This window comes from Candidatus Chromulinivorax destructor, from assembly GCF_003366055.1.
GTDB classification, from domain to species: Bacteria; Babelota; Babeliae; order Babelales; family Chromulinivoraceae; genus Chromulinivorax; species Chromulinivorax destructor.
In genome coordinates this window covers 16207-38738 of the sequence record NZ_CP025544.1, presented here as the reverse complement: position 1 = coordinate 38738, position 22532 = coordinate 16207, and the positions used below count along the sequence as shown (strand labels likewise).

The following is a 22532-nucleotide window of genomic DNA, read 5'->3' as shown; positions in this document are numbered from 1 at the left end:
CCTTTGTTATTACGTAATTATTTGCTTTTTAAATTATTTGATTCGATTGCCTATTTTACATGAACAAACGTAATGTCATTATCACGAATATGCTCAAGTCGTTTTACTTTATTAACAACATCTTGCAGCTCTTTTGTCGAATCATACGTTGGTGTAATCGCCTGGAACCATGTTCTTGTTTTTCCTGACGCAGTTTTGCTAATCACCGTCTTTAAAATTACAGAAATATGATGTTTTTTAAGTCGTGCCACAAATGCGTTTGCCGCTGTTTTTGTACCAAAGCCAATAAGACAAGCATACTGTCTGTCAGATTGTAAAGTATTGTTTATAACAGCATCTTTTTTATGTGATGCAATTTCACTATTTTTTACAGCAGATGAAGATAGATCAGAACCAATTTGTATTTTTTCTGATTGAGCAGATGCTTGATGTGCAACATGTACGTGTGGTACTTCATCAGGCTCTTGGTTTTCTTGTAGTGAAGCATCATCGTCTTTTGATGATTGCAATGATTGAGACGTCAGCAAATAATCAATCTGATCATGCAGCGCAGTTTGCGTTACCTGTGATGAAAAATCATTAATAACGGTGCGTTTGCCTAAAAAATATCCGGTAATAAAAATAAAAAGCGAGACAATAATCATACTTGCCATGATCATGCTTGCTTGTCGCTGAGTTAAAATTATCTGGTCTTTGTGTGATGACATATATGAGTTACGTGGTTCCATAAATTATGCTCATGTTAAAGATTATGAATTTTCTTCTCGATAGCTCTCGTCTGCGCTCCTAGAGCGAAGTCAGATAACTGCTTTATATATAAACTAAGATCACATAAAGTCAAGTTACATTCCTTTATTTCGTAGGGTAACGCTCTATGTTTTGCGTTTGTTTGCAAAGATTCTTGTACATTTTTTTGCAGTCTATGCAAAAAAGTAATTTGACGTTTTGCATAATTTCTCGTTAATTGTGCAATCGTAGCAAGACTCTCATCTAAATTTTTATGTATATCTGGTGTTTGCAAGTACTCAAGCAATATATCATACCCGATCATTTTTTTCTTGAGCAAAAAATCTTTCCACTGCGCATCGCGTGCAAGCTCTTGTACTTCTTGCAGCCAACCTGCTTGCATCATAATCTGCACTCGTTGATTAATCATGTCGTACAACTGATCGCGATCTCGCGTGAGTGTAAGAAAATAAAACGAAGATAATGGTTGAAAGATTGGTACAAAATCTGATGGTTTTTGCCCTTGCGTATGCCAAATCGCCAAAGCACGTACTAAACGATAATGATCATGTGGGTCAATCTTTGCTGAACGCGCAGGATCAACTTCATTCAGTTGCTCCCACAAATCTTGAGCTGACTGAGATTCTAGCGACTGCATAAGTTCTGTTGTTGGATGAAGCAACTCATGATTCTTATAAAAAAATGCTTGGATATAAAAAGCTGAACCACCGACAATCACTGGAATGTTGCCACGCGACCATATTTGTTGCAATAACAGCTCTAACTTTTCACGAAATTGTGGAGCCGTCCAACTTGTTGTATCGTCAATCACATCAAAAAAATGGTGGGGAATTGGTGAATCTTTCCATGCTGGCTTTGCAGTCCCAACAGTCAACGAAGTATAAAATGATCCAATATCAGCATTCACTATTTCGATCGGTAAATCATTTGCCAGATTTGTAGCAAAGTCAGTTTTACCAGTTGCCGTTGGGCCAGAGATCACAATTGAAAATTTTTTATTCATACAAAAAACCAATACATGCAAATTAAAATTTATGAAGCAAAAAAAGAAGGAAGCTTTATAGACTTCCTTCTTGTAGTATATCAATTCAATAACATAATCACAATTTGCGATACATTAATCTATGCTTACTTAGAGTCTGGCAAACCATTAAGAATTGATTGTATATCAGCAAGTGCATCAGAATAATTTGCTCTTGATGTAATGATCATTAAATCTTGATTGATCTGATCTACTTGACGAGATGTAATTATTTTATTTGGCTTCTGCTGACTACCTTTTGAATCAAGCTTAGGCTGAAAAGCTTTTAAACTAGGCTTAGAATCACGACTTTCAGCTGTCTTTTGATCAAACTCACTAGCTTTTGAATTAGACTCAGGCTGACTATCATAAGCTGTCTGTGACTTAGGCTCACTAGCTTTTGAACTAGGTGACTCAGGCTTAGGTATACAATTTGTAGTTGAATTCAGCATAAACCCAAGCATGGCAAGCATTGATATTTTCTTTATTGCAACTTTCATTTTTTACCCTTTTTTAACTCTTAAATAATTTACAACATGTAAATAATTATAGCAAATCGCCTAGATGTAAAACAATGGTTTTTTTATAATTGTCTCAGTCTAAATATGGCTCAAGAAAAAAGCTTCTCTTTTTGCCGAGGTTGTATGAACTAAATTTTTACAAGAGAGTCTTGCTGTACGTTTTCTATGAAAACTCCGTGAATTTGTTGGCGAACACGCTTGTTTGCGCAGATGAAATCAGCTATATCGTATCATTGCATACTATTTTAAAATTTGGTTCACATAGCGTAGCGAATTATCATGAGCCCAATTTATTGATAATTATTTTGAGAACTTGCATCAAGAGAAAAACAGACCAAAATATTATTAAAAATGCGCACTGTCTTCTAATAGCTCCCATGGCTCATCATTATTTAATAATTCCAATGTTTTCTCTTCTAACATCTTTTTTATTGCTTCATCTAAAGCATAATCGTATGCAGTTAAACCATGGCCATCTTTTATTGTTACATCTGCATGTAAAGATTCTAAAAAAAATTCTACAAGTTCATATGGAGCCCACTGCCGAACAATATAATGCAATGGAGTTAATCCTTGTTTATCTCTCATTTGATTAATATTGGTAATTGCGCCAAGCTCGTTTAAATATGTAACAACATCTAAATTTTTTACATAATAGACAGGAGTTCTCCCATAGTTATCTGCTAACCGTTCATCTTGAAAAAAATAATAACCGCCTCCTACCAATTCTTTTAAAATTTCTAAGTTGTCAGACTCAACTGCAAGATGATAGGCTGTTTTACCTTGATTATCTTTGGCATAAAAATTAATGTGATTATCAAATGATAACAATAATTTTAATAAATCTTGATCTTTTGTTTTCACTGCAAAATGCAAAATGTTCTGCCCATTTTTGTCTGGTGCTTGTATATCAACGTTATTATCTAAAAATAATTTTATAATTTGCCTATCATTCTTACCAAGGGCATACACCAATGGGGTATCCTCTTTTTTATCTGGCACATTAACATCAGCTCCGTACACTATAAGTATTTCAACTATGTTTATAGCATCTGCTATGACTGCATAATGCAAAGCAGTTTTTCCTTCAATATCTTGCATATTACTATCTGGAAGTAAATCCATACTTTCAAGTAATTCAAACATCTCTGGACTTTGTACATAAAACAATATTGTTTTACCTGCATCATCTTTCCAATTTTTTGCATCAGTCGGTAGATACTCGGAGAATAATTTTACGGTATCTGTATCATCTTTTTTTACTGCAAAATGTAAAGGCGTTAAACCATCAACATCTTTAATTTCTAAACTTGCTCCACGATCTAAAAAAAGCTTCATGATGTTTTTATTATTTTTAGCAACTGCATAAAACCATGGCGATGCATTTTTATTATCAGCAATAGTAATATCAGTACCCTTGCTTAATAAATAATCTACCACTGTTTCATCATTATCTAAAACAGCATTGCGTAAAAAATACGGTTTGGTATTAAGATTATTCATGTCATTAAAATATTTAATTTTCTCGTTATGAGCATTGCTCCATAATTGTGATACTTGCTCTGTGATAAGAATATGTTCTGCTGATTGTAGTATCTGCAAAGAAAAAATACTGAGAAATAAAAAAAATAATTTTGATGCATTCATAATAATCCTGATAATTTTGTTATGTTTTACTCTTGCTCTAGATTCTTAGCTTGTAACAAATTTTTCATATCGACATCCCACGCATAATTTAAAGGCGTACATCCCTCATTATTTTTTATATGCAGAATTTTTTTATGCCCACATTGTAAAAGCAATACAACTATTTCTCTATTGTTTTCCATCACTGCAAGATGCAATGGGGTTTGGCCGTCATTATCTTGAGTTGTAAGATAAGCGTCATGCTCTAATAAAAATTTAACGGCGCGTATATCATGCTTATCAATAGCAAGATGTAATAAAGTTGTTCCATACTCATTCATGCTATTTATATTGCAGCCGTTATTAAAAATTAGTTCAGCTTGAACGTAATTACCATCAAAAAGCGCTTTGCTTAATTGCTTTAACAATTGTAAATTTTCTATTTCTAACTTGTCAGGATGTTGTAATGAGATTGTAAACGACGGTAAAATAAATTCTAAGCCACAAATTATTTGCATGCTGAGCATGAGCAATAATTTAAATTGAAAATTTTTCATAACAGTTCCTTTTTTAATATCTGATTTTAATACCTGAATAATGAAAAAATAATTTATTATTCAGATTTATTATTCAGACAGAAATAATATATCAAAAATCAAAAGATATAATCAACTAATTATTTACTAAGTTACATTATAAAATTTTTATACATAGATCTCAAAATTGTATCTTCTTAACAAAAGCTGAGCAATATCGCAGCAAGCAGAGGTGGCTGTCACTGTACGCTTTTTTAGTTTACAAATAGTGCTTCTGGCACACAGGCATGCCGATCACCGAAGTTTTCATAGAAAATGTAGAGAAAAACTCTTTTATAAAAATTTGGTTCACAGAGTTTAAGTTGATTTTATTAAAAAAGGGAATGAATTATATCATTCCCTTTTTTAATAATTGCATTGAAAATATTACATCTATTTAATTGTCACCTTGAGTATCTAAAGCATCTACAATTTGTTCTTGAGTTAGTACTATTTCTTTGGTTGTTGTTTTTTTTACAACTTCTTTTTTTACATTTTTTTCTTTTGGAGCAATTCTTTTACCCCACGATAATTTAAGCTTTTTTACCGGCGCATCTTGTATCGTATCTTCTGTCGTTTCTATCGATTCTGATTCTTCAACTATAGTTTGTAGCCCATCAGATTGTTCAGCGTTACATGTTGTTGCTATGGCAGCTTGAGTAGTACGTGTTTGCTGTGCAAGTAACAAGTCTTGTGCATTTATTTTTTCTATGAGCATACTCATTTTTTTATCTATATCATCAAATTTTTGCTGCAATGCAATAATTTCTTTTTCTAAGTTTTTTGTAGGTGATGCATAGCAAACAACCGGGAATAAACATAGTATCCAATATAATTTTTTCATACCGTATTCCTTTTTTTAGATAACAAAAAAGAGAGACTTACATCTCTCTTTTTTTAGGTAATAATAACTATTATCGTAATTCTTCTAATTTTGGTAACGCATGTTTTTTCAACATCATGTTACTTGCAAGTTTTTTTTCCATTGTTTCAAATGGATGCCGCAATTTTAATCTAACATCTTCTGTTGCTTCAGATTTTTTAACCGCCGTAATTTCTTCAATAAGTAAAAATTCGATCTGATTAAATAAATTCCGTTCGCCAAACGATAACTCTTTATCCAATGCAATAAGCTGCAACTCTTTATAAATAGATGAAATCTCAATCAACTGTCCGCTTCTCAGCTTAGATTGATATTCTTTATTCCGTTTATTCCATGTACTTGCATTATGTTCGGTAATAATGTCTTTTTTTTCAAACTTACCTAACTGATCAAACATATATGTTAATTCTTGCAGCGTACTTAATTTTCGTACACCAATAGATTCAAGTCGGTCTTCAGGAATAAGGACTGTCATTTCTTTACTATCAAATTTCAACTCGAAAAAGTTAGTCTTTTTACCTAACATTAATCGGTCTACTAAACGGTTTATGGTTGCAACTCCATACCCAGGATATATCACTTTTTCGTTTAACAGAAACATACTATCTCCCATTTAGCGCAAGAAGTTCTTACCCTATAAAGAGATTATCCATTATGGATAATCATTATATCGAATTTATATTTTTTTTGAAAGACTATCGCTCAGAAATATCAATTTTTGCTTTCAAACAAAGGGTTATTTCAGAGATTTTATTTTTAATTTTTCTTTTAACTGGCTCAAAATTAAACGAATACGGCATTTCTTCAATACTTGTTTTAATAATTAAAATTATCGATAAAATCCAAGCGCAATGACAAATTCTCTCTTGCCACGATAAATTTTCATTAAAAATTGAATGAACAAATTCTTTGCATAAATAATCAATAATGTTTGCAATATCATGCGAAATTATTTTTATAACAGCTTCATGGAATTCTTTTTGTGTTAAGCCTTCGGGCTCAACATAATAGAGCAAAGTTACTTCAACTACCTTTCGATACATTTCAACCAAGCTGGTAACAACATGCATGAGCAGATCAGAATCGAACCAATGAGAAACATTATCAATTTCATTGTGAAGTTCTCGAATAATAGAAAGCGTCATTGATATATCGTCTTGATAAGGATTAAAATCACGCAAGAAATCAATCGAAATTGTCATCTCTTGCATCATTTTATTGTTCTCAGCATACGAAGAATCAGGGTAAAAAAACATAGGAATTGTTAAAAATGTTCCAACTATTATACCATATACATAACGTCTTATTATAAAAAATATCTTCATATTGTTTACATCCCACAGTTTTTCAATTTTAATATAAGTGATGAAGCAATAATTTATATAACAGTTTTTAAAGAATATCCTTTTATGCATACAACATTTAAAAAAGCTTTAACATGGAATAGCTCAACTGCTTTTTTGTACAAAGCTATTCTTTTATTTCATCAAATTATGCTGTATGCAGTGATTTCAAAACCATTATACGGCATACAAAGCACACTTTTTGCTGCTATTTATGCACTGATCGCTTGTACAAATTTTGGATTTGAAGAAACGTTGCTACCTTTTTTCTCAACATACTCTCAAAGCAAGCAACAGTTCAAACAAATCTTACACCACTTTATACTACGTATCATCGCAGTTGCAATAATATCAATGATATTTTATATAACCTTACTATCAGCACCATTTACATTTATTCAAAACATTCGTTTATATTGCGATGACACAGTTATATTGCTGATTCCTCTTATTTTCTTTATTGAGAGTATAAAAAAATCAATCAGTACGATGATCCAACTTGCTTTCTTACAAAAAAATATAAGTTATGCTGAACTAGGAATGCTTGTATCATATGTAACAATTATTTGGACTATTTTTGCTATCCAAACAAATATCTCATTGTACACTATTTTTATTCCCATGCTTATAACAACAAGCTGTGAACTTTTGTATCTTTCTTATATTTTTATACAATATTACCAACAGCTCTCATTACATTCGATGCCCCATGCAAAAATACCTTTACAAACTCTTTTTATGCAAAGGCTATTTAACTGGATTCATCAAGTAACAAAGACTTTTTTCTCGCCAAACACGATGACTATTATGTTTGCTTATGTTCTTGGTTTTCAACAAGCTGCAACTATTAAATTTTTTACTAATATTATCACCCTTGGGTACACTTGCATTCATAAAACGGTTGGCATCAGCAGCGGAGTTGCTCTTTCTGCTATAAACCATGCTCCAATCGAAAAAATAAAAGAAATTTTTCAGGAAGTAACTCAAGCTTATTTTAAATTTTTATACACCATGTCTTTTGTTATCGCATCGGTTGTTGGGTATAGCTACTACGTAGCAGCTATAACTCCTTTGATGGCTCTACAAATTATCATATTTTTTTGTATAGGGTTTCTTGAACAAATAACTTTAACCTATGAACAACTTTTCATGAGTCAAAAAAAATCTAAATTTCTAGCAAGTATCAATCTTGCTGAAGTAAGTTTGCTTCTTCCTACTTTTTATTTCAACGAGTTTATGCATGGATATACTATCTTACTAATTTTTGTCATCGTTAAATTATTAAGTCTTATGTGTATAGAACTGCTTGCATCTAAATTTTGGAATATACAACCAATTGTCAGTTGTAACTTATGCATTAAGATAGCTGTCAGTATAAGTATAGCGATAGTATGCATTTTTATGGTATACATATAAACCTAAGTTGAGTGAACCAAAATTTCAGAAGATAGATTCTCTCTTAGTTTTTTATGAAAACTCAGGCAATCTGCAGGCCTGTAGGCCTGATACACTTTTTTTTGAACTGAAAAAGCGTAACGTGGCCGCCTTCCGGAGATGAGCGCAGCGATATCATAGGATTGCTTGTTATTTTTAAATTTTGTTCAAATAGGCTAGTAATTACAACTACACCAGTTGACATTACACGCTGAAACATTCAAGATGGTTTATATAATACCAATAGAAAGGATGCTTTCATGCACTACACAAAAAAAATAATTTCATTGTTAACTTTTTCAGTTGGACTCTGTTTTCTGACGACAAATATTAATGCTCACCCATTTTCATTTTTATGGATCTGTTCTGCATCATCATCGAAAGTTGAAGTGTATGACCCTTCAAGAATGAATTTGTACGACTTTTGTTATGAATCTACTGATGTAAAAAAGCCAAGTGAAAAAGGAACTGTTTCGACTTCAGGTTCTATACAATCAACACCAAATCCATCAGCTGATGGACTGTATAAACTTAATCTACCGCAGCCTGCATCAAATGAAATGGATGAATTCCCGTCATCTCCATTCTCACCGCGATCTAAAAAAACAAATAACCAAGTTTCTCCAGCTCGCAGAAGATTAAGAGATCAAAGTATCCATCACATACCAGTTAATTCAACTACATCTATTCAATCACAAGATTTAAGACGTATGGCGCTTGGTCACGCAGCATATAAATATAAACCTGCAGACACTACATATATAAATTAAGTTACGACTGTTACGTGATCATAATAAAATAACAATAAAAAAGGAGATCCCTACGATATCTCCTTTTTTATTTCCTCAAGTTGTATAGCTTTAATTTTTTATATCAATCTGATTTGTATCATTATTTCAACATAGCAATCTATCTAATTGACCGCTATACATTGATACAATTATTCATGTAAATTTTAATAGTATAATCCTTACTATAATTTTTAATCCTTATCCTTAGTTAAAAGTCCTTACTCCAATTCTTAATCTTTAATCTTTGTTATGCTTGTATTCTCTTCTATTGCTTTAATATAAAATTACACATCCTTATATTCTTTGTATGTATATTGCTTGTATCATAATAAAATACCTCCTTGCAGCTTCCTGCGCTCCCCCACTTCTATCGTTTCAGGTAAATTAAATAAAAAGTCCTTATCTAAAAAAGGGGAGGAGTTAATTAAATAAAAAGTCCTTGTCGAGAATAAAAAAACGTAGACGAATAGATAAGCCCCCCCATAGATTTTCCCCCGCAAGTATAAGGCTTAGCTGTGAGACGGAGTTTATAAAAATTTTGAAATATATTTTTATAAACTCTCTTAAAATATCCATCAACAGAGATGGCATAATAAAGCCATGAAAGTCACAATAAAATACAGAATCACACTGAAAAAATAATAACCCACGACCAAAACGAGCACACAAAAGCACCAGCCAACAAGATTTAAAAAAAACTACCAACAAAAACAAAGCAATTTTTCTCAAAAATCGCTGAAAAATACAAAAAAAGCTCCGCCAGACACAAAACCAGTAAAATAAGATTGCGTTACACGAACAGCAAAGTGATTCGTCAAAAAATAAACACAAAAAAATCCCCTATTTCTTCAATTTTTTTCAAAAAAACCCTCCGATTCGGTGAAAAGCAACTCACACCGTCAACAAAGCACGCATTACACGAATAGTCAATCTAGTAGGTAAAAATCAAAAAAAATTCTTGAAAAAAATATTGATTCAGATTAAAAAAAGGCTTAACAAAGCCAAAAAACCACATGCATCTATTGATTAACAAAGAACAAATACATTAGAATGTATACAATAAACAAATCATATCAAAAAATAAAGACGATAATCTTATCTATAATACCAAGACGAAGACAATATGAGTCAAATTCACTCATATTTTTTACAAACCTGTTGACAGATTTAAACATGAAGTGTATTATTTCAAGTAATAAATTATCGATGGCTCATACATAAAATAAGGACGATAATATGTCAAAAATTATTGGAATCGATTTAGGTACAACCAACTCAGTAGTATCATTCATGGAAGGAACAACTGTAAAAGTTATTCCTAACAAAGAAGGCGGAAACACAACTCCATCAATCGTAGCTTTCACAAAAGATGGCAAGCGACTTGTAGGAACAGTTGCAAAACGTCAATCAGTAACAAATCCTTTTAATACATTATATTCAGCAAAAAGATTCATCGGACACAAGTACGAAGAAATCAAAGATGAAATTAAAAACTATCCATACAAAATAACTGCAGATAAAAATGGTGATGTTGTATTTGATATCGAAGGCAAAACATACACACCACAAGAAATCTCAGCAGCAATTTTAAGCCAATTAAAACAAGTTGCAGAAGATTACATCGGCGAAAAAGTAACTGAAGCTGTTATCACAGTTCCTGCATACTTTAACGATGCGCAACGTCAAGCAACAAAAGATGCAGGACAAATCGCAGGATTAAACGTTCGTCGTATCATCAACGAACCAACAGCTGCAGCACTTGCATACGGTTGTGAAAAGAAAAAATCAGAAACTATTGCAGTATTCGATTTTGGTGGCGGAACATTCGACGTTTCAATTCTTGAAATCGAAGATGGCGTTATCGAAGTAAAAGCAACAAGTGGTAACAACAAACTTGGTGGCGATGACATTGATGACGTAATCACAAACTACATCATTGATGAATTTAAAAAAGAACAAGGTGTTGATTTACGCCAAGACAAAATGGCTTTACAACGTCTAAAAGAAGCTGCAGAAAAAGCGAAGAAAGAACTTTCAGCTTTAGAAGAAACTGAAATCAACTTACCGTACATCACTGCAGATGCTTCAGGACCTAAACATTTAGTACTAAAATTAAGCCGTGCTAAATTTGAAAGCCTATGTGCAGACATCTTCAAAGAACTATTAGAACCTTGTAAAAAAGCTTTAGCTGATTCAAAAATTGCAAAAGCTAACATCAACGAAGTTATCTTAGTTGGTGGTTCAACTCGAATTCCAAAAGTACAAGCGTTAGTAAAAGAGTTCTTTGGTAAAGATCTTAACCAATCAGTAAACCCTGATGAAGTTGTATCTATCGGTGCTGCTATTCAAGGTGGGATTTTAGGCGGAAGCGTAACTGACGTTTTACTACTTGACGTAACTCCATTGTCACTTGGTATCGAAACTGAAGGCGGAATCGCAACGAAATTGATCGAACGTAATACAACTATTCCAACAAAAAAATCTCAGGTGTTCTCAACTGCTGTTGACAATCAACCTTCTGTTGGTATCCAAGTTGTACAAGGTGAACGTCAATTCGCTAAAGATAATAAATCACTTGGTCAGTTTATGCTTGAAGGCATCAAACAAGCTCCTCGTGGCGTACCACAAATCGAAGTTATCTTTGATATCGATGCAAACGGAATCTTAAGCGTAACAGCAAAAGATAAAGATTCTGGCAAAGAACATTCAATCACGATCAAAAACAGTGGTGGTTTGTCAAAAGAAGATATCGAAAAAATGGTACAAGATGCTAAAGAACACGAAGCTGAAGATATCAAAGCTCGTGAATTAGTAGATGCTCGTAACAAACTTGACGGTATGATTCTTCAAGCAGAAAGATTGCTTGCTGATAATAAAGAAAAAATTACAGCAGAAGAATTAACTCCAGTACAGGAAGCGATCGATAAAGCTAAACAAGAACTGAAAGACAAAGCTTCAGATCTACAAGGCTTAAACGATGCAACTGAAGAGTTTATGAAAAGCATCGAGACACTTGGAAAATATGCACAAGCTGCTCAATCAGCTGGTGATGATCATGCAAATGATGCACCAAACAATCAAGGTCCAATCGACGTTGATGCTGAGTAATTTGTAAATAATTCTATATTTCAATAGAAAAACCGCCGAGATAAAAATATTAATTATCTCGGCGGTTTTATTTTTATGCTCTAGGTTCTGTGAACCAAATTTTTACTATAGAGTTTTGCCCTGCGTTTTCTATGAAAACTTCGGGGGTCGGGAGGCCGGTGGGCCTGATGCACTCTTTTTAAATCTTAGCCAGGTTTAATTTCTCAAAGTTTACTTCGTTTTTTACATAGATTGAGGTAGTTATTCATTAAATAAGCGTAACGTGGCCGCCGCCACCACTGCTTGCGGAGATGAGCGAAGCGATATCGTAGGATTGTACACAAGTTTTAAATTTGGTTCACACAGCCTAAAAAAAATTAGTTTTGTATCTTGCAGTCACTTTCCATTCAATTTATTTAGGTCAGTTGTTAACTTTATTTGTTTATGTAATGATAATGCCATACATACAAAATCAACTTGCATTTTTTACAAAATCATAGAAAATAAAAAGCCACTGTAATCTATTAAATATACAAAACTAAACAAAATCATCTTACAATAAAGATACAATTTTGAAAATTATTATACATGAACTCACTGCACAACAACTTATCAAAGACCAATTTCCAGAATTTCAACATTTTGATATAAGACCAGCGCAAACACAAGGTCATAATACAAGAACATTTCGCTTAGGTAATAATTTATTACTACACTTGCCAAGCGTATCACTCTCTGCATCAAATATCACAAAAGAGCAAGCATGGCTACCAAAAATTGCTGAACATATTTCTATTCCTATATCAAAACAAATTGCTTTAGGAAAACCTACAAAATATTATCCATTTCATTGGGCTATCTATGAATGGATCTCAGGTGAAAGTGCTGATAATTTGCATCAAAACGACCTTAATTTATCTGATATCGCTGTATCATTAGCACAGTTTTTAAAAGAGTTAGAGTCTGTTCATACGCTTCATGCTCCAGTACCAGGATTACATAATTTTCATCGTGGGGGATCTTTACGTATTTACCACAAACAAACAATGGATGCCTTACAAAAATTATCAAATTTCATTGACATACAACCTTATGAAATTTTATGGAACGAGGCCCTTCACAGCAATTATCAAGGGCAACCCGTGTGGATTCATGGGGATATGAGTGCAGAAAACCTCTTAATTGAAAACAAAAAACTTAAAGCAGTCGTTGGTTTTAGTAGCATTGCTCAAGGAGACCCTGCTTATGATCTAACTATTGCATGGACTTTTTTTGATGCACAAAGTCGAAAAATTTTTAGAAGCAATCTATCTTTTGATGATTGTACATGGGTACGCGCGCAGGCTTTGGCAATGTGCAAGTCATTAATTACGCTTGCTTATATGCAAGATTTGCAATCACCTGCAGCAATCGATCACTTTAATATATTGCAAGCAGTCATTGATGATCATCATATTAAATACTATTTCAAAATCACCCCAAAATCTTTACGAACATTTAGTATCAATGATAACGAAAAAATAGTCCTTGAATTAAGTCATCCATATGATCAACTTCATTGTTGTTACAATCCAACAATACATTTTATGCAATACAATCATAAAATGAGTATTAACAAAGGAAAAGATGCTCGCGATCTGACTGAACAATTTATTAAAATATTAGAAAAATGCTTAGAAAACAAACTCCCTTTACCTCATGACATACAAGATCTTGGAATTGTTGTAAATCAATATCGCAATCAAAATCCAAAAAAAAATGTTCCTTATGAACCATGCGACCTATTAGATGAATATGTCATTGTAGATCATGACTATTTTATGATGTTATATAATGATAAGCATGGAAATATTATGCTACAAATAAGCCCCGCTTACCCACTTCGTAACAGATACGGAAAGAAAAGACCATCATATAATAATTTTTTACGTTGGATGAAAAAGTCGTACAAAACAAAAGCAACTTGTATACTATCAAAAGAAATTGCTAAAAAATGGCTATATCAACTTCATCAAATATTAAAAATTATTACTACCAACATTTCGGAAGCATTTAAAAAACCATCTGAAAACGAATGAAAAATCTAGGCTGTGTGAAGCAAATTTAAAAATTAAGATACAATCCTACGATATCGCTACGCTCATCTCCCGAAATATTGGTAGCGAGATCCACTTTAAGCCTTTTTAGTTTGCAATATAATGCATCAGGGCAACCGGCCTGTAAATTGCCGAAGTCTTTTTAGAAAACGTAGGGCAAAACTCTCTCGTAAAAATTTAGTTCATACAGCCTAAAAAACAAGAACATAGAATAAATCTCTTTATATTTTGATAATTTTAACGACAACACCAACTTATTGGAATAGTAATTGGTGCGGTAGCAATTGCAACTACCAAAGTCAGAGGTATGCATACGCAAGAAGTTACACAATGATCAGGATCTTGTAAACAACAATACACATCTGGACGAACATCGCGAGTATCATCAAAGAAAATTTGCGTCATGCGATCACAAGGATTAAAACATACGTTGGCATAACAACAATCATTATAGCAATCATCCTGACAATCAAATGTCTCACCAATAAACCTACATTCATTACCACAGCAGCCTGTAATTGCACTGCATCGAACAGCAACACACTGACAAACATCTCGCAAATAGCTATGATACTCATGATTTATTTCAGTAGGTTTTGGTTGAGATACTTGTACGACCGGAAGCGATACAGCCTGAGCATGCTTACTATGAACTTCATGTATACCTACAAATGATCGATCGTGACCATCTTCTTGTACTGATACAGCAACAACTGTATACAAAGGAGGTGCGCAAGGTGTGCTATTTCTTTTATCAAATTGAGCACTTTGTATGCTACAAACATACATACTAAGGCCCATTAAAAATTTTATAACGTTATTCATACAAACAAAACTTTCTACAATTTCAAAATATTCTATTATCGATCATACACAATATTGCCGTGACGATCCTTCATGTAAAAAGCATTTTTATGCTTTCTTAAATGATTTTTATATTTTTCATCAACTTTTTCTGTAAGATACAGCTGCTTAATTGCAAGCTGAGTTTCAGCATTTTTTTTAACTTGTTCTAATTCAATTGCATGATAAGAAGCATACGACGAAATAACACAGCATACCGGAGCCACAATTAATGATGGTACAATAGTCGAACTTCCGCATATGAAAGGAATTGCAAAACCTTCACCAAAACAAGCTTCAGCAATAAGTGTAAGCCTCATGCACGTAATAGCAGGCTGACATTCTGATTCTTCATGACTTATGATAGCAGTATCAACAGCTTGCAAGCTTAATTCTTTATACTCTTTTGCATACTTTGCATTCTGCCATGGAAGATTACACCAAATGCATGCAAGCCCCATTTCGTTATCTAATGAGTTGATTCCTGATTGCAAATTATACATTTTTTGCGTTAATACTTCTTGAGAAATTGCACGTTCTTGCATTCTTAAAATACTCATAAATTCATCTGAATTTTCTGATGCAGATAAAAAATTTGTTAAACATAAGATTGACCATACCAAAAGATATTGTCTTTTAATTGTATATATCATTTTAATTATTTTCTCTTTCTATTCCAAAATATACAAAAGCAGACCTGGTACTATCTGCATTACTAACATGGTAAGCATTTCTATAATCTTTTAAATATTCTTTGCATTCATTATCTACATATCCTTGCGTATACAGTTGTTTAATCGCAAGCTGTTTTTGTACAAGATCTTGGTATTGATAAAAATTTATATTCGAATATGAGCACAACGCACAGCCTAGGCAACAGCAGCATGCAGCAGATCCAAGCATTACCAATGAAAATTCTGTTGCTACAACACTTGATGCAACCAGAGCAGCTGACAAAGGCACCGGGCAGATAGTCCCAATCGCAATGCTTATAGAACAATTACTGCTATCAAATTCTGATTTTTCATGCAAATCAAATAATTTTTTTTCTTCACATATTTCTGCATTATGATAATTGTATGCAGTTTCTTTATACTGTTGAGCTAAAAAAAGTTGATAACATGGACTTGGAATAAGGCAACAACCTGCACTTTTGGTATTAAGCTCAACTAATTTTTCATGAAGGCCATGCATGGTATCAACTAATCTATCTTCACTTGGTATCAGTAATTGGTGGATGCCACATAGTAGTAATACCATCATTATTTTCTGTAACAAAACTATTTTTTTCATATAACTTTCTTTTTAAGTAAGACAACACTGAGAAACAATAATAACCGGTATAATACAAGGCATCATAGGAGTTATACACAAACAAGAAATGAGATAATTTTCTTCATCTTTTAAACAACAATAAACATCGGGATGCTCATCAAGTCGGCCTGTACAACTTTGCCTAAAAAAACAACTATCCAGGCGATCACATGGATTAAAACAACAATTTACATAACAACAATTGTTATAATAACCTTCTTGGCATTGTATTAATTGATATGGCTGGCAGCACAATCTTATACAAATATGAGGACGAGTATCATCGTTATCAGGACAGCAACAATTTTTCATGCAAGCCAATTTGCAATACCATTTTTTATTGCATGCATGACATGATTCTTGAACATACCTGTATTCATTGCTACATCCTTGTATACACTGCGAACATTGATGGTTTACACCCTGACAACAGTCACGAAGATAACTATGATATACAACGTTGTGATGATGTTCAGGCAAACTCATCGCAACAGGTTCAACTTCAAGCTCTACTACATGACAAGCAACTGCAACTACTTCCTTAAACAATGGTGGCGGTGATGCTTGAACATTTTTTTTATCTATCTGCATAGCATGATTTATATCAAAACTCAGATAAGCTAGACAGACATATTTTATACATTGAATGATTAACAAAGAGTTCTTTCGATTATTTTATTTATTTTCCATAGCGCCAACAATCAACAATATGATCATTGACTAAACCTACCGCTTGCATGTACGCGTACATAATTGTTGATCCGACAAACTTCATGCCACGTTTTTTAAGATCTTTTGATAATGCATCACTTTCTGCATTGCTCACTGGAACATCAGTCATACTTTTTCGCAACGCAACTAATTGCTGATTCTTAACAAATCTCCACAAGTAAGCATCAAAGGAACCAAACTCTTTTTGAATCTGCATAAAAACCTGAGCATTTTGACGCGTGCTATAAATTTTTAAACGATTACGAATAATACCTTCATTATTTCGCAATGCTTCTAATTGCTCGTCAGACATTTTGGCAACTTGCACCACATCAAAATTATAAAACGCATCGCGATACCCTTGCCGACGTTTTAAAATAGTCTCCCAACTCAGACCAGCTTGCGCACCTTCCAAAATTAACATTTCAAATAATAATCGATCATCATGCACAGGAACACCCCATTCTTGGTCATGATACTGTGCATATAACTCTTGAACACCAAAACAACGTTTCATATATACCTACTTTATTTTTATGAAATAAAACAACATGCATGCTGATTATCAGATTGCATAGTGCCTTGCCTACACTCTTTAAATATTCTTTTAATAACTTGAGCTTTTTCCTCAGACTCAACGACGTGAACATCTTCAGCTTTTTCACCTTCATAATTTTCAATGTCAATATTAGCCCCAGCATGTATGAGCATCAATACAATTTTTTCATGCCCAAATCTTGCTGCAAAATGTAAAGGCGTCAATCCTTTATTGTTTTGTATGTTGATATCAGCACCTTTTTTAATCAACAATTTCATAATTTTTTTAGAACTCCATCTTGCTGCACCATGCATTGGAGCATTTCCTTCAATATCTTGTATATTTATATTCATACCAAGTTTTATGAACTTTGATGCCATTGAACAATTTGCATAAAAAACTATTTTATGCAAAATACTCCATCCATTATGCAAAGGTATAGTATAATCCGCTCCCGCATTGAGAAGCATATCAACTATATCAAGCGTCCCAGAACGCAAGGCATCATGCACAGCATAAAACAATGGCGTAGCTCCTGTATAATTTTCAATATTAAGATTAATTTTAGCATCAATAAGAATCGAAATCAGCGCCCTGTTTTTATCTGTAACTACACGATGCAATCGACTTTTACGAGAAGCATCTTGCACTTGTGCCCATTCTTGACAACATTGATGCCGCAAGCCCTCTATTAAAAAATTTTGAGTATGTAACACATATAAAAAAATCGGATCTTGTATAGACTTGAGCTTATAATTTGGAAGCAAAAAAAGCTCATCAAGACATTCAGTAAATTCTTCGTGTATAATATCTGTAATCATCAGATGCGATTGCTCAACAACGTCCCCAAAATTAACTTCCCGCAGATCTTGTTCATTATCATCTTGCACTAAATTATCAGATAAAAATTCATGAAAAGATTGAGTCACTAAATCTTGTGATTGTAAAAAACTAAAAGCCTCATGAATATGTTTATAATTTTCAATATAATGAGCAACTTCATCTTTAAAATTATAAACTGCTTGTAATTCTTGCGATGCGCAAGCAGATGAATCATTTAAAAAAGTATACAGCATAGTAAGAATTTAATTTTTTGTATCATAAAAAACCTTATAAAATAGGTAAAAAAGACTTTATAATTATACCATACACACTGCCAACAAAAAATAAAATATTTAAAAAAAATAATGCAGTGAAGAATTTTATTTAAAAAATTATCACTGCATTATTAATAAATTTTAAAAAACTATCTTTTAGATTCTTTCATATCTTCTGTATGAATATAATAATAAAAACCCTGACCATTTTCTACAAGAAAAGCTCCTGAGCCATTATTAAAATCAGTTTCACGCGTACCATCTTCATATATTTTTGTAACAGGACCAGTTGCAATTTTTATAGGATGTAACGTCTCCATACAACTACTATCAGGAATTTTTTTAACATGTTGATTGTGATAATTTTGCACTTTTTGTTTTTTTTGCTCACTTGCAAAACAATTACCATGTAAAAAAATATAACTAACAAGCATGATAATACATTTTTTTACCATACAAACCCTTTCAATGATTATAAAAAAACGTCACGCTATAATCTCACGTTGATGAATTATTTAGCAATAGTTTATTAATATACTATGAGCTTTTGTAAACTAAATTTTATATACGATGTTTTTTTCAATAAAAAGTTTTCATGATAGCAACTAACGTTTTTCTTATGCTACAGCCTTCTTCATATTTTTTTATAATTTCTTGAGGAGTTAACCAAAAAAACCCTGAAAAATCTTCTGCATTATAATCAATAACAAAATCATCAGACACTTGTAATTCAAAAACTGCAATAAAAGCAACTGAACCTGTTGTTGGTGTTAACTTACCCAGACAGCGATATGACAAATTCATAAGGTTGAGATTAAGCTCTTCTTGAGCTTCTCGTACCATTGCTTGCTCATACGTTTCACCAGAACTCACATGCCCGACAGCAGAACCATCTAAAGCTGATGGACAGCTTACCTTGCTTGCAGACCGTTGCGGAATCCAAAAAGCTCCTTGTTGATTTTTAATCATAAGCCATACAGCTCGAGTCGATGATAATCTATGTTCTGCATAAGCTTGCGATCGAGTCATAACGCCAACAACCTCATCTTGGTCATTAACAATATCTAAAATTTCTTCTTCCATTTGATCTAATTCCTTACTATGAGATAGCACAACAACAGATCTTGCTCGTATTATTTTCAATAGCTCTCGTATTGGCATCATGACGAATAAGTTCTCTATCAGATTGGTCTGATTCTTCAGGAAACGAATCGTTTTCTACAATAATTTTATGGTGATGGCACGGTGTACGTAATTTTTTTTGTAAAGTTGTATCAAAAGCTCTCAATTCACGAAGAAACTCTTCTTCATTTCCATCGCCATTATTTTCTGACCAATAGATAACTGAAGTACCTTGATTAAGATCAGCCAAAAAATTATCGCTACATGATATCTTTATCACGCAAACTGATAATATTGTTACCATAAAAATTAAATTTGTTATAAATTGTATAATTTTTTCGTGCATGCCACAGATTCTTTCATAATTTTTTAGGCTCAAATCGTCTTAATAACTATATGTTTTTCTATGACTAGACTGTGTGAACCAAATGTACACGTGCACAAAAACCTACGATATCGCTTCGCTCATCTTGGCAAACAGTCGTGGCCGCGGCCACGTTACGCTTTTTTCATGTAAACAAATAGTGCATGAGGCCCACCGGCCAGCAAATTCCCGGAGTTTTGCTAGAAAACGTAGGGTAAATCTTTAAAGTAAAAATTTGGTTCACTCAACCTCATCTTATTTACTTGCTAAACGCGTTCTTTTTGCAACATGCAAAGGAGTGCTTTGATTCGAATTGGATGATTCTTGCGAACTTACTGATACAAGCGCAGAATGAGATGGCACAAAAACTTCTTGGGTTTCTGGAATAAATCCATCTAAAGATTCTAAATCGATATCTACCATCAAATCAAAGTTTTGATCAACTTCACTTAAATTAGTTGTCCGTGCAATAGCTCTTTTTTTCCCACAAGCTTGCTTTTGAGAATTAATTGCCGCAAGAGCTTTCATTGATGCTTTATTTGCCTTCAGCTCTTTTTCAAGACGAGTTTGATTACTTTGCAACTCTTGAGTTTCAATTTCACATAATTTTTTCAACTTTGATTCTATTGTCTCTTGTCGGCAGCTTTGTTTACAAATTTGATTCTCAACTTTTTCAATTTCAGTTTTATGCTGATGTATAAATTCTGCAAGATACTGCTGATTTTGCTCTACTATTGCTGCTTGATTAATAATAAAAGATTTTTGATGTGATACTCTTTGATTAAGATGATGAATATTGTCATTAAAAACATGCATATTTCTTACAATACAAGGTAATTCTTTATAAACACCACTATATAATTTTCTAGTTTCTTCAAAATCTGCCACTTTGGCCTGAAGTTCATTTATTTGATGATCTTTTTGAGCAACAGCTCCTTCTAAAGTATTAATGCGACGTACAAGGTTTGATACCATTGCAGATATCGATGATAAACTGTTATGAGCAAGAAAAGAATATTCAATAAAATCATGCTGGGTTGAAGTAGTTACACTACTCATGACGCTTTTTTCTTCATCACATTCAGTCTGCTGTGAAGTATTAACAACTGGAAATTTCTGTTCATCTTGATTTGTTAATGTATTGCATAATTGATGACAAACCTGCTCATGATGCAAGCTTGGTGCATCCATCGCTGCAAGTAACATGATATGAGTGACGAGCAAAAAGCCCCAGAATGATTGGTATATTGTTTTCATGAAATGCGCTTTATGTAATAAATAATGAAATGATTTATTACAATTCTAATAGAAAATATAGCTGAGCTCAATTAAAAAAAGTTAATAAATTTCTTGCTTTTTACAAAACATAATCAGATTGAGCGTTTTGAAAAAAATATGTAAATATATCTACAAACAAAGCGTTATAAAAAATATTCAAGAAATAAGTAGACAATGATTTGAAAATAATTGTAGCATCATCCTGGTCAGAAATAGTTATGATTTCAATCCTGTGTATATAAAGGTAGCATCATGAAAAAAATATCTGTTCATCTATTTTTCAACGTATTCTTCATAGCGCAATTATTATTTTCAAGTAATAATCAATTGCTGAGCATGCAAAATCTAACCTTATCTGAAACGCACCCAATCATCATCGATGAATCAATTGCTCGACTAGCTTGTGAACTTGAACCTCTTAATGATATTAAAATTAAAGATTATCAATGGAAATCTGATCAAGACTACACCTACTCAGAACAACCACTTGATCGTAACAAAAGAATGCGTATTGGCTCAATCATGCAACAACTTCTTGCACATAAATATAGTGATAAAAAATTATCGACAATCGCAACTCCGCAAGATGAGCTAACTATTCAAGAAACTTTTTTTAATATTTTACTTACGAGCAGATGCCCAGAAGATGAAACTGCAAAATTATGGTATGACCAAGCTTTTGGACCAGGTGAATTTTATAAAAAATATGGAAATTATAAAAAGTCTCCTCAATTTAGTCCGGGACATAAATTTGCACAAACCGTATGGTGCAGTGAGCTTATTAACTCTCATAATTTATCAATTAATAATCTTGCAAGAATTTCTCAAATAGCTATGGATACAACTGCTGATGCATGGCTGAACCTTAAACCAATTATTGATGCAAAAATAAATGAATATAAGTGAAAATTTGGTTCACGCAACCTAGGCTGTGTGAACCAAATTTAAAAGTTGCGTACAATCCTACGATATCGCTTCGCTCATCTCCTGAAACAGTGGTGGCGGCGGCCACTATACGCTTATTTAATGAAAAACTACGTCAATCTATGCAAAAAACGAAGCAAACTTTGAGAAATTAAACCTGGCTAAGTTTTAAAAAAGAGTGCATCAGGCCCACTGGCATGCAAATTCCCGGAGTTTT

The 22532-nt window shown here is 32.9% G+C and carries 23 protein-coding genes; 5 read left to right on the top strand and 18 right to left on the bottom strand.

What is annotated here, in order from left to right:
- Positions 1 to 50 precede the first annotated feature (50 nt).
- From C0J27_RS00200 to C0J27_RS00165, 8 genes are all read right to left on the bottom strand, one after another.
- Positions 51 to 728, bottom strand: coding sequence for a hypothetical protein (locus tag C0J27_RS00200; protein ID WP_115585187.1), 678 nt, complete (start codon positions 726 to 728; stop codon positions 51 to 53).
- Positions 729 to 742: 14 nt separating this feature from the next.
- Complete coding sequence (gene miaA / locus C0J27_RS00195; protein WP_162801683.1) at positions 743 to 1750, bottom strand: tRNA (adenosine(37)-N6)-dimethylallyltransferase MiaA; 1008 nt, start codon at positions 1748 to 1750, stop codon at positions 743 to 745.
- A gap of 125 nt (positions 1751 to 1875) precedes the next feature.
- Positions 1876 to 2268 carry a hypothetical protein gene (locus C0J27_RS00190; RefSeq protein ID WP_115585185.1) on the bottom strand — a complete coding sequence of 131 codons (393 nt, stop codon included), beginning with the start codon at positions 2266 to 2268 and terminating at the stop codon, positions 1876 to 1878.
- 366 nt (positions 2269 to 2634) lie between these two features.
- Positions 2635 to 3936 carry an ankyrin repeat domain-containing protein gene (locus C0J27_RS00185; RefSeq protein WP_115585184.1) on the bottom strand — a complete coding sequence of 434 codons (1302 nt, stop codon included), beginning with the start codon at positions 3934 to 3936 and terminating at the stop codon, positions 2635 to 2637.
- A gap of 26 nt (positions 3937 to 3962) precedes the next feature.
- Positions 3963 to 4472, bottom strand: a complete 510-nt coding sequence (locus C0J27_RS00180; protein ID WP_115585183.1) for an ankyrin repeat domain-containing protein — start codon at positions 4470 to 4472, stop codon at positions 3963 to 3965.
- Positions 4473 to 4887: 415 nt separating this feature from the next.
- Positions 4888 to 5334 (bottom strand): hypothetical protein, encoded by a 447-nt coding sequence (locus tag C0J27_RS00175; RefSeq protein ID WP_115585182.1) that lies wholly within the window; start codon positions 5332 to 5334, stop codon positions 4888 to 4890.
- A 70-nt stretch (positions 5335 to 5404) separates the two neighbouring features.
- Positions 5405 to 5974: a CarD family transcriptional regulator gene (locus tag C0J27_RS00170; protein WP_162801682.1), complete on the bottom strand. Its 570-nt coding sequence runs from the start codon at positions 5972 to 5974 to the stop codon at positions 5405 to 5407.
- A 94-nt stretch (positions 5975 to 6068) separates the two neighbouring features.
- Positions 6069 to 6698: a hypothetical protein gene (locus tag C0J27_RS00165; RefSeq protein WP_115585180.1), complete on the bottom strand. Its 630-nt coding sequence runs from the start codon at positions 6696 to 6698 to the stop codon at positions 6069 to 6071.
- An 84-nt stretch (positions 6699 to 6782) separates the two neighbouring features.
- Between C0J27_RS00165 and C0J27_RS00160 the strand changes: the two genes are divergently transcribed.
- From C0J27_RS00160 to C0J27_RS00145, 4 genes are all read left to right on the top strand, one after another.
- Entirely contained in the window at positions 6783 to 8132 is a 1350-nt protein-coding gene (locus C0J27_RS00160; protein ID WP_115585179.1) for a hypothetical protein, read from the top strand.
- 278 nt (positions 8133 to 8410) lie between these two features.
- Complete coding sequence (locus C0J27_RS00155; RefSeq protein WP_115585178.1) at positions 8411 to 8920, top strand: hypothetical protein; 510 nt, start codon at positions 8411 to 8413, stop codon at positions 8918 to 8920.
- A 1257-nt stretch (positions 8921 to 10177) separates the two neighbouring features.
- Complete coding sequence (dnaK, locus tag C0J27_RS00150; protein ID WP_115585177.1) at positions 10178 to 12049, top strand: molecular chaperone DnaK; 1872 nt, start codon at positions 10178 to 10180, stop codon at positions 12047 to 12049.
- 551 nt (positions 12050 to 12600) lie between these two features.
- Positions 12601 to 14106 (top strand): aminoglycoside phosphotransferase family protein, encoded by a 1506-nt coding sequence (locus tag C0J27_RS00145; RefSeq protein WP_162801681.1) that lies wholly within the window; start codon positions 12601 to 12603, stop codon positions 14104 to 14106.
- 255 nt (positions 14107 to 14361) lie between these two features.
- On the opposite strand, the gene C0J27_RS00140 is transcribed toward C0J27_RS00145, so the two are convergent.
- The 10 genes from C0J27_RS00140 to C0J27_RS00095 form a co-directional block, all read right to left on the bottom strand.
- Entirely contained in the window at positions 14362 to 14949 is a 588-nt protein-coding gene (locus C0J27_RS00140) for a hypothetical protein (RefSeq protein WP_162801680.1), read from the bottom strand.
- A gap of 35 nt (positions 14950 to 14984) precedes the next feature.
- Complete coding sequence (locus C0J27_RS00135; protein ID WP_115585174.1) at positions 14985 to 15620, bottom strand: hypothetical protein; 636 nt, start codon at positions 15618 to 15620, stop codon at positions 14985 to 14987.
- A gap of 1 nt (position 15621) precedes the next feature.
- On the bottom strand, positions 15622 to 16260 hold the full coding sequence (locus tag C0J27_RS00130) for a hypothetical protein (RefSeq protein ID WP_115585173.1): 639 nt from the start codon (positions 16258 to 16260) through the stop codon (positions 15622 to 15624).
- 12 nt (positions 16261 to 16272) lie between these two features.
- Positions 16273 to 16872, bottom strand: coding sequence for a hypothetical protein (locus C0J27_RS00125; RefSeq protein ID WP_115585172.1), 600 nt, complete (start codon positions 16870 to 16872; stop codon positions 16273 to 16275).
- Positions 16873 to 16960: 88 nt separating this feature from the next.
- Positions 16961 to 17509, bottom strand: a complete 549-nt coding sequence (locus C0J27_RS00120; RefSeq protein ID WP_115585171.1) for a DNA-3-methyladenine glycosylase I — start codon at positions 17507 to 17509, stop codon at positions 16961 to 16963.
- A gap of 17 nt (positions 17510 to 17526) precedes the next feature.
- Complete coding sequence (locus C0J27_RS00115; RefSeq protein WP_115585170.1) at positions 17527 to 18606, bottom strand: ankyrin repeat domain-containing protein; 1080 nt, start codon at positions 18604 to 18606, stop codon at positions 17527 to 17529.
- Positions 18607 to 18776: 170 nt separating this feature from the next.
- Complete coding sequence (locus C0J27_RS00110; RefSeq protein ID WP_115585169.1) at positions 18777 to 19082, bottom strand: hypothetical protein; 306 nt, start codon at positions 19080 to 19082, stop codon at positions 18777 to 18779.
- A gap of 124 nt (positions 19083 to 19206) precedes the next feature.
- Positions 19207 to 19770 (bottom strand): NUDIX hydrolase, encoded by a 564-nt coding sequence (locus C0J27_RS00105; protein WP_162801679.1) that lies wholly within the window; start codon positions 19768 to 19770, stop codon positions 19207 to 19209.
- The gene (locus C0J27_RS00100) at positions 19727 to 20095 is read right to left on the bottom strand and encodes a hypothetical protein (protein WP_115585167.1); all 369 of its coding nucleotides are present in this window, start codon (positions 20093 to 20095) and stop codon (positions 19727 to 19729) included. The genes C0J27_RS00105 and C0J27_RS00100 overlap by 44 nt, the downstream gene beginning before the upstream one ends.
- A gap of 273 nt (positions 20096 to 20368) precedes the next feature.
- The gene (locus C0J27_RS00095; protein ID WP_115585166.1) at positions 20369 to 21370 is read right to left on the bottom strand and encodes a coiled-coil domain-containing protein; all 1002 of its coding nucleotides are present in this window, start codon (positions 21368 to 21370) and stop codon (positions 20369 to 20371) included.
- 273 nt (positions 21371 to 21643) lie between these two features.
- Here C0J27_RS00095 and C0J27_RS00090 point away from each other — a divergent pair, with 273 nt between their 5' ends.
- The gene (locus C0J27_RS00090; RefSeq protein WP_115585165.1) at positions 21644 to 22297 is read left to right on the top strand and encodes a hypothetical protein; all 654 of its coding nucleotides are present in this window, start codon (positions 21644 to 21646) and stop codon (positions 22295 to 22297) included.
- The last annotated feature ends 235 nt before the right edge of the window (positions 22298 to 22532 follow it).